This is a genomic window from Streptomyces sp. NPDC088745 (genome assembly GCF_044751045.1).
Taxonomy (GTDB): Bacteria; Actinomycetota; Actinomycetes; order Streptomycetales; family Streptomycetaceae; genus Streptomyces; species Streptomyces cremeus.
Genome location: NZ_JBIVLB010000008.1, coordinates 182378 through 193728 on the forward strand (window position 1 = coordinate 182378; position 11351 = coordinate 193728).

Here is an 11351-nt window from a genome sequence, read left to right on the forward strand (position 1 = left end):
GTTTGAACCAGCGAGTGTCCAGGATGTCTTTCATGAGATATTTCACTCCGTCAAGATGCGGTATGTCCGGGCAGTTGGGACACTCGGCGTGTGATCCAGTTCGAGGAAATTCAGCCCGCCGCCGACTGTCCCTGCGCCGGATGTGCCGCCCGTCGGCGGGAACGCCGGTCGGGCGGACCTTGTGCACGTGACGGGGGTCACGCCGCGCGGACGGCGCTGGTACTGGTCACCGCGGCCGGAGCGGTGCTGGGCGGCGGGGGAGCGGCCGGGGCCGCACCGTGGACGCCGGCGGCGACGGAGCGGGTTCCCCACGACCAGCGTGACAAACACGACAGAAGTCATAAAAGCGACCACCGCGACCACGGTGCGCACCGGACCGGGCGGGTCGAGGAGAAGCGAGCCGAGGAGAAGCGGGCCGAGGAGAAGCGGGCCGGGGCGGCCGAACGGGCGGAACGGCGGAAGGGCGGCCGGGCCGAGCGGCGGAAGGACGGCCGGGAGGCGCGCGACGTGCCCGTTCCGCAGGGCCGCACCGCTCCCCTGCACGGCGGTTCCGCTTCCGCTTCTGCCTCCCGGGTGCCCGGGGCGACAGGCACCCCCGGCCCCTCCGGGGTGGCCGCCGCGCCGAAGCTGAAGCCCGCCACCCGGGCCCAGATCATCAAGCGCGCCCAGACCTGGGTGGCGGCCGGAGTGCCGTACAGCATGGACAAGTACTGGAGCGACGGCTACCGGCAGGACTGCTCGGGGTACGTCTCGATGGCCTGGGGACTGCCCGGCAACGAGTGGACCGGCAGCCTCGCCCAGTACGGGGTGCGGGTGCCCCGCGACCAGCTCCAGCCCGGTGACATCCTGCTCTTCCACAACACCAGGGACCCGCACGACGGCTCCCACGTCACCATCTTCGGCGGCTGGACCGACTACACCCACGACCACTACCTCGCCTACGAGCAGACCCGCCCCAAGACCCGCCACCAGGCCACCCCGCTCGGCTACTGGAACAACGCGGACCGCTATCTGGCCTACCGCTACAAGGGCCTCGTCGGCGGCGCCCAGGTGCAGGGCGCTCCCGGCGCCCCCGTCTACCCGGGCGCGCGGTACTTCCGGCCCGGCCAGTCCAACGCGTACGTCAAGCAGCTCGGGCAGCGGCTGACGGAGAAGGGCTTCGGCCGGCACTACACGGTGGGCCCCGGGCCCCGCTGGACCGAGGCCGACCGGCGCAACGTCGAGGCGTTCCAGCGGGCCCAGGGGTGGCGGGGCGCGGAGGCCGACGGCTACCCGGGACCGGAGACCTGGCGGCGGCTGTTCGCCACGACGGCGACGACGGAGGGTGCGCGGTGACGACCGATTCCACGAGTACGAGTACGGGAACGGGGGCGGCCGGAGTGGTGAGCGCCGCGAGCCGCCACCCGGTGATCAGGAACGAAGCCACCACCGAGATCCCGGTGCACCTGCTCTTCCGCGACGAGGCGGAACGGACGGGCGCGCCCGCGCCGCGCGCCGCCGGGGCCGCGGACCGGGCGCCGGTGGAACGGCCGGGACCGGCGGGCCCCGGCTGGGCGGCGGTCGCCGTGGGGCTGGCGGCGCTGGCCGGGAGTGCGGCGGTGCTGTGGTGGGCGGGGCTCGCCCCGGGGCCGGTGCGGGGAGTGCTCGGGCTGCCCCCGCGCCGTTACGACGGCATGGGAACCGCCGCGTGGGGGGCGCTGGCCGGGCTTTTCATGGTCGGGCTGGGCGCGTTCGGCGGGCTGACCCGGGGGAGGGAGGGGCAGGCGTCCGTGCTCACCCTCTTCGGGGCGTACCGGGGGAGCGTGCGGCGCACCGGGCTGATGTGGCTGAGCCCGCTGCTGGTGCGCCGCCGGGTGGACGTCACGCTCAAGCACTGGCGGAGCGAGCCGCTGCCGGTGGCCGACCGCAGCGGCATTCCGCTGCGGGTCGTCGTGCTGGTGGTGTGGCGGGTCGCGGACACCGCGCGGGCCACCCTCGCGGTGACCGACCACGCCGGGCACCTGCGCGGTCAGGTCGAGGCGGGGCTCGCCCGGGTGTTCTCGCGGCTGCCCGCCGACGCGTTCGGGACCAAGGGGAGCGGCGAGGTGCGCACCGTGCGGGACGCGGCGGCGGTCGGGGACGCGCTGACCCGGCAGGTGGCGGCGCGGGCGGCGGCGGCCGGGATCGAGGTGTTCTCGGTGCAGCCGCTGCGGATCGAGTACGCGCCGGAGGTGGCCGAGGCGATGCGCCGCAGGAGGTTCGCCGCCCTGGACGCGGTGGACCGGGAGCGGGCCCTGGCGGGCGCGGTCGACGCGGTGGAGGACACGGTGCGCGGGCTCACCGGGCGCGGGCTGGTGGGGGAGCTCGACGCCTACGAACGCCACGCGCTCGTCCGGGAGTTGACGGTCGCGTACCTCGGCGGGAGGTAGCACGGGAGGCGCCGGTTCCGGACGAGTTCCGGCAAGTCTCCTCGAGTTCGGACATTGGTCTGGACATGTCCAACTGGCGTCCCTACATTGGGCCTTGGTCTAGACCGCAATCCCCAAGGCCGTCATCCTCAGCAGTGCCACGCGCGCGTGTCCGTACCTCCTGTACAGCTCACAGAGCCCCCCCACGTTCTCCTGGAGCGATCATGCGTAAAAGGGCACTCAGTGCTGCCGTCGTAGGACTCGCCGTCGCGGGCAGCGCCGTGCTGGCCACCGGCAGCGCCACCAGCCACGGGTACACCGACTCACCCATCAGCCGGCAGAAACTCTGCAGCAACGGCACCGTCAAGAACTGCGGCTCCATCCAGTGGGAGCCGCAGAGCGTCGAGGGCCTCAAGGGCTTCCCGGCGGCGGGACCGGCCGACGGCCGGATCTGTGCGGGCGGCAACAGCCAGTTCGCCCAGCTCGACGACCCGCGGGCCGGCGCCTGGCCGGCCACGAAGGTGACCGGTGGGCAGGGCTACTCCTTCCGCTGGCAGTTCACGGCGCGGCACGCCACGTCGGACTTCCGGTACTACATCACCAAGCAGGGCTGGGACCCGAACCGGCCGCTCACCCGGGCCTCGCTCGACCCGCAGCCGTTCCTGAACGTGCCCTACGGCGGCAAGCAGCCGCCCGCGACGCTGACCCACCAGGGGACGATCCCCGCCGGCAAGTCGGGCCGGCACGTCGTGCTGGCGGTGTGGAACGTCGCGGACACGCCGAACGCCTTCTACGCGTGCTCGGACGTGCAGTTCTGATTCGTCGCGTCACCGGGCGCACGTCATCTCGCGTGCGTCACCCGGAGCACGTGCGGGCCGCCCCCGGAACCGACCGGGGGCGGCCCGCCCCGTTTCCGGCCCCTTCCCCGAAGCGCTCGCCGCGCGGCCGGTGCACGGTTCCCCGCGGGCGCGTCGTGGCTGGTCGCGCGGTTCCCCGCACCCTTCAAGGGGGCGCGGCCCCGGGCCTCCGCGTGAGGAGCCGCCGTCCGGCCGGTACGCTCGGGGGCGTACGCGATCGGTCCCGGAGACCAGTGACCCATGAACATCCTTCTCACCGGCGGCGCCGGCTTCATCGGCTCCGCCTATGCCCGGCTCCTGCTCGGCGGGCGGATTCCGGGGCGTGAGCAGGACCGGGTGACCGTGCTCGACCTGCTCACCTACGCCGGACGCCGCGACAACCTCCCCGCCGAGCACCCGCGCCTCACCTTCGTGCACGGCGACGTCTGCGACCGGTCCCTGCTCCTTGACCTCCTCCCCGGGCACGACGCCGTCGTCCACTTCGCCGCCGAGTCCCACGTGGACCGCTCCATCGACTCCGCCGCCGCCTTCGTCCGTACGAACGTCCTCGGCACCCAGACCCTCCTCGACGCCTGCCTGCGCACCGGCGTCGGGCCGGTCGTCGTCGTCTCCACCGACGAGGTCTACGGGTCGATCGACCACGGGAGGTGGACGGAGGAGTCCCCGCTCGCCCCCAATTCCCCGTACGCCGCGTCCAAGGCGAGCGGGGATCTCGTCGCCCGCGCCTACGGGCGTACGCACGGACTCGACGTCCGGATCACCCGCTGCTGCAACAACTACGGGCCCCGCCAGCACCCCGAGAAGCTCATCCCGCACTTCACCTCCCGCCTCCTCGCCGGCGAGAGCGTCCCGCTGTACGGCACCGGACGAAACGTCCGCGAGTGGCTGCACGTCGACGACCACGCGCGGGCGGTGGACCTGGTGCTGGCCAAGGGAGCCCCGGGGGCCGTCTACAACATCGGAAGCGGGGACGCCCTGACCAACGCCCGGCTGGCCGCCCTGCTGGTCGAGCTCACCGGGGCCGACCCGGGCCTGGTGCGGCGGGTGGCGGACCGCAAGGGGCACGACCTGCGGTACGCGCTCGACGACAGCCGGATCAGGCGGGAGCTGGGGTACGCCCCCCAGATCCCCTTCGCCGAGGGTCTCGCGGCCACCGTCGACTGGCACCGGGCCCACCCCGCATGGCGGTAGGCGGAGCCGGCGGACGGCGACGCGAGGAGGCCCGGTACCGAACGCATCGGTACCGGGCCTCCTCGTCAAGTGCGCCGCCAGGGACTCGAACCCCGGACCCGCTGATTAAGAGTCAGCTGCTCTAACCAACTGAGCTAGCGGCGCTTGACTCATCAATCGTACCTGGTCCGAGCGGGTGCTCGCGACCACGGGCCCGCCGGTGGCTCAGAGGGAGAGCGAGAGCGCCATCGGGGTCGCCCGCCGGTTCAGCGCGTCCGCCGCCTGGCGCAGGCGGTGCGCGTGCTCCAGCGGGAGCGAGAGGGCGAGGCAGCCCACGGCGGCGCCCGCCGTGAGGGGGACCGCCGCGCAGACCGTGCCCAGCGCGTACTCCTGGATGTCCAGCACCGGAACGGTCGGGGGCTGGGCGTCCAGCGCGGAGAACAGCACGCGTTCGTCGGTGATCGTGCGGGAGGTCAGGCGGGCCGTCCGGTGCCGGGAGAGGTGGTCGCGGCGGCCGTCCCGGTCGAGCTGGGTGAGCAGGCACTTGCCGACCGCGCTGGCGTGCGCCGAGGAGCGGAAGTCGACCCACTCGTTGACCTTGGGGGTCAGCGGGCCCTCCGCGACCTGGGTCACCTTGATCTCGCCGTCCACGTAACGCCCCAGGTATATGGCCGCGCCCACCGAGTCGCGGAGCTGGTCCAGGGCCTGCTGGAGCCGCTGCTCGACCAGCTCGCGGCGGGTGGTGCCGGGCGTGCCGACGAGTTCGAGGGCCTCGCCGGACACATAGGCGCCGTCGGCGAGCTGCCCGACGTACCCCTCGCGGCGGAGCATCAGCAGCAGGGGGCGCAGTTCGGCGGGGTCCAGGCCGGTCTCGCGGGCGATGCGGTCGGCGGTGGTGCCGCCGCCGTGCCGGGAGACCGTCTCCAGTACGCGCAGGGCGTGCCGCACCTGGCGTTGCGGGCTCTGCGGCGTGGTCGGCTCGGGCTTCAGCGCCACGGTGTCCCCCTACGGCAGGTGAGGTATGGCTGCGGGTCGGCTGCGGCTGCGTCGGTCGTGCGTCGTCACGCGCCACGATAGCCGCCAACCACCGCCGACGGGACGGGGGTTGACAAATTGACTCCGGGAGGCGTGGCACCGTCACCCCGGTGACCTGCGGTGCGCCGCTCCTGGCATATGCCGGAGGCAGATCACGATTTCGGGCGGAGGGGGACGCGCGAGGGTTCCGAGGGGGACCTTCCCGGCCAGGAAGGAGTCCTGCACGCCGGGCGCGCATGCGGCGCGAGGGCTCGGGCACCCGAACTCAGCGCCGCAGCAGGGAAGTTGAACGGCGCGCGCCGTGCCGCCGACCGCCTCTGGAGGAGCTCGCGATGTCCACCGCGTACCCCGATGCCCCCGACACGTCCGAGGACGGATCCGACCTGGGCTTCGACTGGGAGGCGGAGCGGCGGTGGAGCGACAACATGGGGGTCCTGCTGGGGGTCGTGGCGGGACTCTGCGTCCTGGCCGTCGTGTTCGCGGCGCTGTTCCTGGACCTCGCGTACGTGGTGGGGTTCAGTGCCGGGGCGGTGGTCCTGTGGGGCGGGTGCGCCTGGGCCGGACGGCGACTGCGGCACAGGTGGAGCGAGGAGATGGGGGTGCCGCCCGCCGCGGTGCCGGTGCTCTCCCGCCGCCTGGCCAAGGAGCGCGTCCCGCAGTCGGCGCGGGCCCGCGCGGCGATGGCGGTGCTGGCGCGGCGGGCCGTGCCGAACCCACTCATGCTGAAGTGGCTGTACCCGGTGTTGATCGCCCTCTTCCTGCTGAGCGCCGTATTCCGGGGCCTGGACGGGGAGTGGGCGTGGATGGGCTACTGGCTCGCCATGGCGGCCGTGCAGGTCGCGGCCTGGATCTCCGTGCGCCGCGCACGCGGGCGGGCCCTGCGCGTGCTGGCGGAGCTGGAGGGGCCCCGCTGACGCCGGGCGGACACAGGTCCGCCCGGCGCCCGTTCCCGCCCCGGCCGGCTCACGGCCCGACCGGCACCGCCCGGGCCCACGCCCTGGCCGGGTCCACGTACCCCGTCACGGACAGCCCCGCCTCCTCCAGCGCCGCCTCGAACTCCGCGTCCGTCAACGCGCACGACAGGTAGGTCTGCGTCCACTTCGCGTCGGGGTACGTGTACTCGCACAGCAACTGCCGCGCCCCCGGCCGCCCGACCCCCTCCGGCGGCCGGGACGACGAGATCCGGATGAGCCCCTCGCCCTCCCGCCGTTCGTACGGCAGCTTCGCGTCCTGCTCGGCCGGCTTCCGCTGGATCACCACGACTCCGCCCTCGGCGACGTGCCGCCGGCAGGTCCGCAGGATCGCCTCGCGCACGCCCTCGGTTCCCGCGTGCACCAGGAAGGAGGCGAGCAGGACGACGTCGAAGCGCTCGACGCCGCCCGCCCCGCCCAGCTCCAGGTCCTCGATGGAGCTGCGTACGGTACGCACGCCCGGCAGGGCATCCCGCACGGCGGCGAGCATCTCCGGCGACTCGTCCACGGCGGTCACCTCGAACCCCAGCTCGATGAGCGGCCGGGTCAACCGGCCCACCCCGCAGCCGAGTTCGAGCAGCCGCAGCCCCCGGGTCCGCTCGCCGGCCGCCCGGGCGATCCACTGCGGCTCGTCCCTGACCCCGATCCGCCGGTACAGCTCCACGGCGCACCCGTCCGGGGTGATCGCCCCGGGTCCGGTGCCCTGGTATCCCTCGCGCACGATGTGGTTCATGGGGCGCATCGCAGCACGGCGGGCGCGGTGGGGAAAAGGCGTTCTCCAGCCGTTCGGAACAGCTCCGGGAACCCGTTCCGCCCGAGGGGCCGGTACGGCTGATCTGCGCAGGTCCGCCAAGGGGTGGGGGCCGGTGGAGCAATCGGGGGAACGGTGTCGGTCGGGCGTGCGTGGAGAATCCTGCCGGCGATCGGCGGCGGGGCGGTGCTGCTGGTCGTCGCCGCCCTGCGGCTGCACACCCAGTTGACCGGAGTCGAAGGCTCCCTCACCGGGATCCGCTGCCAGGTCTCCGACACGTCCGACAGGGACGACCCCGCCTACACATGCGCGGGTTCCTTCCACCCGGCGGACCGCACCTTCTTCATCCCGTACCTGGAGGTCGACACGACCTTCCCGACGGCGAAGCCGCAGGAGCCGGTCACCGTGCTCGTGGACGGCCCCGGCGCGGACACGGCCGTCGTCCCCGGCAAGGAGGCGTGGCTCCCGCAGGGCCTGGCGGGCCTGGTGCTGCTGCCCGCCGGGATCTTCATGGCGGTGCGCGGCGGAGGGCGGCGCACGCCCGCGGTGGCCTGAACCCGCCCCCGCGCCGCCCGCGCAGGTGACCACGTGGTGGGAAATCCCGGCGCAGGCCGTGCCCCCGGGCCCGCTCATTCGTCAGGCGGGGTAGGCGACATTCTCGTGTGGCCGCCCGACCTGGACATGGGGAGCAGCACCGTGAAAACCGTTGACACCGAGCAGACCGTGGTGAACCGGGCCGGCGGCGCGACCGGCCGCTTCCGGAACGTACGGCGTCCGCACCCGAGGAACCCCCGGCCGCGCCGCGCCCCGGTGCTCGCCGTGACGGCCGCCGCCACCGCCTCCTCGGTGCTCGCCGCCGGAGTCGCGGCCGCCCCCGCGCAGGCCGCCCCCGTGCCCGCCGTCGCCGTCGGAGCCCCGGCGGCCGCTCCCCGGGCCCCCGCCGTCACCGCCAGGGGCGCCTTCCTGATGAACGCGGGAAGCGGCCGGACCCTCTACGCCAAGGCCGCCGACAGCCGCCTGCCCACCGGCTCCACCACCAAGATCATGACGGCGAAGGTGGTCCTGGAGTCCAAGGGCCTCGACCTCGATTCCAAGGTCGTGGTCCAGAAGGCGTACAGCGACCACATCGTCAAGAACACCGCCTCGTCGGCCCGCCTCATCGTCGGCGACAGGGTCACCGTCCGTCAGCTCCTGTACGGGCTGATGCTCCCCTCCGGCTGCGACGCCGCGTACGCCCTCGCCGACACGTTCGGTACGGGGAAAACCCGCGAGGCCCGGGTGAAGTCCTTCATCGGCAGGATGAACGCCTCCGCCCGCTCCCTCGGCCTGAAGAACACCCACTTCGACTCCTTCGACGGACTCGGCGGCAACGGCAACTACTCCACCCCCCGCGACCTCACCCGGCTCGCCGTGAGCGCGATGAAGAACACCACCTTCCGCGCGGTGGTCGCCACCAGGTCGACCACCCAGCGCACGGTCACCAAATCCGGCGGCCGCCGCGACATGAAGTGGACCAACACCAACCCGCTGCTCGCCAGTTACCGCGGCACCCTCGGCATCAAGACCGGCTCCGGGCCCTCCGCCAAGTACTGCCTGGTCTTCGCCGTCAAGCGCGGCTCCACGACCCTGTACGGAACCGTCCTCGCCGCGTCCTCCGACGTGAACCGCGCCAAGGACGCCGGCAGGCTCCTCGACCACGGCTTCAAGGGCTAGCCGCCCCCTGGCCTCAGACCCCTGCCGCTCCCGCCACCCCCGCCCCGTACAGCGCGTGCGCCACGCGCAGGACCAGGGCGTCGTGGTGGCGGGCCGCGACCAGTTGCACCCCGACCGGCAGACCGGCGGCGTCCGTCCCGCAGGGGACCGTCGCCGCGGGCTGCTGGGTGAGGTTGAAGGGGTACGTGAACGGGGTCCACCCCGTCCACCTGCGCTTCCCGAGCCGCCGCGGCACCTCCGTCCCCGCCTCGAAGGCCGTGACGGGAAGGGTCGGGGTGACCAGCACGTCGTACGTCCGGTGGAAGGCGCCCATCCGCCGCCCCAGCTCCATCCGCGCGTCCACCGCCGCCAGGTAGTCGAGGGCGCTCATCCGCGCCCCGGCCCCGGCGATCTCCCGCAGCCCCGGGTCGAGCGCCTCCCGCTGCTCGCGGTTCAGGCGCTGCGCCACCCGGGCCGCGCCGCTGAACCACAGCACGTGGAACGCCTCCACCGGGTCCGCGAAGTCCGGGTCCGCCTCCTCCACGTACGCGCCGAGCGAAGCCAGCGCCGCGACCGCGTTCCGCACCCGGGCCGCCACCTCCGGGTGCACGTTGACCTGTCCGCCCAGCGTGGCGGAGTAGGCGACGCGCAGGCCCCGTACGCCGTCGTCCAGGCCGGTGCGCACCCCGTCGTCCGTCACCGGGGACTGCGACCAGTCGCGGTGGTCCGCCTCCCCGGCCATCACGTCCAGCATCAGCGCCGCGTCCGCCGCGTCCCGCGTCATCGGCCCCGCGTGCGTGAGCGTCCCGAAGGGGGAGGACGGATAGAGCGGGACGCGGCCGTGGGTGGGCTTCATGCCGAAGACGCCGCAGAACGACGCCGGTATGCGGACCGAGCCGCCCCCGTCCGTGCCCACCGACAGCGGTCCCGCCCCCGCCGCGACCGCCGCCGCGCTGCCGCCGCTGGAACCCCCTGCGGTACGGGACGGGTCGTGCGGGTTGCGGGTGATCCCGAAGCGGGGGGAGTCGGTGACGCCCTTCCAGCCGAACTCCGGTGTCGTCGTCTTGCCCACGAACACCGCCCCGTGCTCGCGCAGCCGGGCCACCGAGGGGGAGTCCTCGTCCCACCTCCCGTCGGCGGACGTGGAGTACGAACCGCGCAGCGTCGGCGTGCCCCGGGTGAGGAGGAGGTCCTTGACCGTCACCGGCACCCCGTCCAGCAGCCCCTGCGGCTGCCGCCTGCGCCACCGCTCCTCCGACGCGCGGGCCTGGGCGAGGGCGCCCTCCCGGTCGATCGACACGAAGGCGTTCAGCGCGGGCTGGATCTCCTCGGCCCGGTCCAGGACGGCCCGGGCGGCTTCGACGGGCGACAGCTCCCCCTTCTCGTAGGCGGCGAGGAGCCGACGGGCGGTGAACGCGGTCAGGGCGGTCGGTTCAGTGGGTTCCGTCATGCAGGGGGACGTACCCAACATTCTTGTCGACTACATTCGGAAGCGGCTTCCCGGCCGCCCACAGGTCGAACAACTCCAGGAACTGGCGGGCCAGTTCGTCGCGCCATCCCACCACGTCCCCGCTCATGTGCGGCGAGACCACCAGGCCGGGGGCGTCCCACAGCGGGCTGTCGGGGGGAAGGGGCTCCCGCTCGAAGACGTCGAGCGCGGCCCCGCCGATCCAGCGCCTGCGCAGCGCGGCCAACAGGTCCTCCTCCACCACGAGTTGACCGCGTCCGACGTTGATGAAGTACGCGCTCGGGCTCATCGCGCCGAAGGCCCGCGCGTCGAACATCCCCCGTGTCGTACCGGTGAGCGGCGCCGCCGCCACCACCCAGTCCGCGCCGGCGAGCAGCGGCAGGAGGTCCTCGGGTCCGTGCACCCCCGCGCGGGCCGTGCGCCCCGTCAGCGCCACCTTCACCCCGAGGCCCTTCAGGGTGCCGGCGACGGCCCGCCCGACCGGGCCCGCACCGACCACCACCGCCCGCGTCCCGGCCACCCTGCGGGTCTCCCGGTGCCGCCAACGACGCCCGCGCTGCGCCTCGTCGGTGCCGCGGAAGTCCTTCGCCGCGGCCAGGACCAGCCCTGCCACGTACTCGGCGATCGGCGTCTCGAAGACGCCCCGCGCGTTCGTCACGACCGTGTCCGACGCGGTCAGCTCCGGGCACATCAGGTGATCCACCCCGGCGCTCGCCGTGTGCACCCAGCGCGGCCGCGCACCGGGCCCCGGCCAGGCGCGCCGTACCGCGTCCGAGAGGAAGTCCCACACCAGCACGGCGTCCGCCTCGGGGAGCCGGCGGGCGAACACCGCCTCGTCGCCGTGCAGGACGCGGACCCGTCCGGTGAGGCTGCCCAGGCGGGGCGGCGGCTCGGCGTCCAGCACGAGAAGGGTCACGTCGCGCGCGCCGGGCGCGGGGGCCGCGTCGTTCACAGCTGTCATGGCGGAGGAACCATTTCGTCGCGTCCGGCTTGCACGGATGGCGTACGGATCGACCACAC

11 protein-coding genes and 1 tRNA gene are annotated in these 11351 nt (G+C 73.7%); 7 read left to right on the plus strand and 5 right to left on the minus strand.

Annotation, left to right across the window (positions count from 1 at the left end):
- The first annotated feature begins 90 nt into the window (after nt 1–90).
- The 4 genes from ACIP93_RS22320 (at nt 91) to rfbB (ending at nt 4435) form a co-directional block, all read left to right on the plus strand.
- Nucleotides 91–1335: a peptidoglycan-binding protein gene (locus tag ACIP93_RS22320; protein WP_401761199.1), complete on the plus strand. Its 1245-nt coding sequence runs from the start codon at nt 91–93 to the stop codon at nt 1333–1335.
- Nucleotides 1332–2408 (plus strand): SPFH domain-containing protein, encoded by a 1077-nt coding sequence (locus tag ACIP93_RS22325; protein ID WP_401761201.1) that lies wholly within the window; start codon nt 1332–1334, stop codon nt 2406–2408. The genes ACIP93_RS22320 and ACIP93_RS22325 overlap by 4 nt, the downstream gene beginning before the upstream one ends.
- A 203-nt stretch (nt 2409–2611) precedes the next feature.
- Complete coding sequence (locus ACIP93_RS22330) at nt 2612–3205, plus strand: lytic polysaccharide monooxygenase (RefSeq protein ID WP_345222688.1); 594 nt, start codon at nt 2612–2614, stop codon at nt 3203–3205.
- A gap of 279 nt (nt 3206–3484) precedes the next feature.
- Nucleotides 3485–4435 carry a dTDP-glucose 4,6-dehydratase gene (rfbB, locus tag ACIP93_RS22335; protein WP_401761203.1) on the plus strand — a complete coding sequence of 317 codons (951 nt, stop codon included), beginning with the start codon at nt 3485–3487 and terminating at the stop codon, nt 4433–4435.
- A 70-nt stretch (nt 4436–4505) separates the two neighbouring features.
- On the opposite strand, the gene ACIP93_RS22340 is transcribed toward rfbB, so the two are convergent.
- A tRNA-Lys gene (locus ACIP93_RS22340) sits at nt 4506–4579 on the minus strand.
- 60 nt (nt 4580–4639) lie between these two features.
- Nucleotides 4640–5410, minus strand: coding sequence for an IclR family transcriptional regulator C-terminal domain-containing protein (locus ACIP93_RS22345; RefSeq protein WP_345222692.1), 771 nt, complete (start codon nt 5408–5410; stop codon nt 4640–4642).
- Between the two features lie 371 nt (nt 5411–5781).
- Here ACIP93_RS22345 and ACIP93_RS22350 point away from each other — a divergent pair, with 371 nt between their 5' ends.
- A complete protein-coding gene (locus ACIP93_RS22350; protein ID WP_401761205.1) occupies nt 5782–6363 on the plus strand; it encodes a hypothetical protein in 582 nt (193 codons plus the stop codon).
- 49 nt (nt 6364–6412) lie between these two features.
- Here ACIP93_RS22350 and ACIP93_RS22355 read toward each other — a convergent pair whose 3' ends face one another.
- A complete protein-coding gene (locus ACIP93_RS22355; RefSeq protein ID WP_401761402.1) occupies nt 6413–7141 on the minus strand; it encodes a class I SAM-dependent methyltransferase in 729 nt (242 codons plus the stop codon).
- Nucleotides 7142–7306: 165 nt separating this feature from the next.
- Between ACIP93_RS22355 and ACIP93_RS22360 the strand changes: the two genes are divergently transcribed.
- Entirely contained in the window at nt 7307–7726 is a 420-nt protein-coding gene (locus ACIP93_RS22360; protein ID WP_401761207.1) for a hypothetical protein, read from the plus strand.
- A gap of 255 nt (nt 7727–7981) precedes the next feature.
- A complete protein-coding gene (locus tag ACIP93_RS22365) occupies nt 7982–8884 on the plus strand; it encodes a D-alanyl-D-alanine carboxypeptidase family protein (protein ID WP_401761403.1) in 903 nt (300 codons plus the stop codon).
- A gap of 13 nt (nt 8885–8897) precedes the next feature.
- On the opposite strand, the gene ACIP93_RS22370 is transcribed toward ACIP93_RS22365, so the two are convergent.
- Both ACIP93_RS22370 and ACIP93_RS22375 read right to left on the minus strand, forming a co-directional pair.
- Nucleotides 8898–10313 carry an amidase gene (locus ACIP93_RS22370; protein ID WP_401761209.1) on the minus strand — a complete coding sequence of 472 codons (1416 nt, stop codon included), beginning with the start codon at nt 10311–10313 and terminating at the stop codon, nt 8898–8900.
- Complete coding sequence (locus ACIP93_RS22375; protein WP_401761211.1) at nt 10297–11292, minus strand: D-2-hydroxyacid dehydrogenase; 996 nt, start codon at nt 11290–11292, stop codon at nt 10297–10299. The genes ACIP93_RS22370 and ACIP93_RS22375 overlap by 17 nt, the downstream gene beginning before the upstream one ends.
- Between the last annotated feature and the right edge of the window lie 59 nt (nt 11293–11351).

What these genes read in the sequence shown, in the direction of transcription:
- ACIP93_RS22330 (WP_345222688.1), top strand. Translation starts at nt 2,612, where the DNA reads ATGCGTAAAAGGGCACTCAGTGCTGCCGTCGTAGGACTCGCCGTCGCG.
- rfbB (WP_401761203.1), top strand. Translation starts at nt 3,485, where the DNA reads ATGAACATCCTTCTCACCGGCGGCGCCGGCTTCATCGGCTCCGCCTAT.
- ACIP93_RS22350 (WP_401761205.1), top strand. Translation starts at nt 5,782, where the DNA reads ATGTCCACCGCGTACCCCGATGCCCCCGACACGTCCGAGGACGGATCC.
- ACIP93_RS22370 (WP_401761209.1), bottom strand. Translation starts at nt 10,313, where the DNA reads ATGACGGAACCCACTGAACCGACCGCCCTGACCGCGTTCACCGCCCGT.
- ACIP93_RS22375 (WP_401761211.1), bottom strand. Translation starts at nt 11,292, where the DNA reads ATGACAGCTGTGAACGACGCGGCCCCCGCGCCCGGCGCGCGCGACGTG.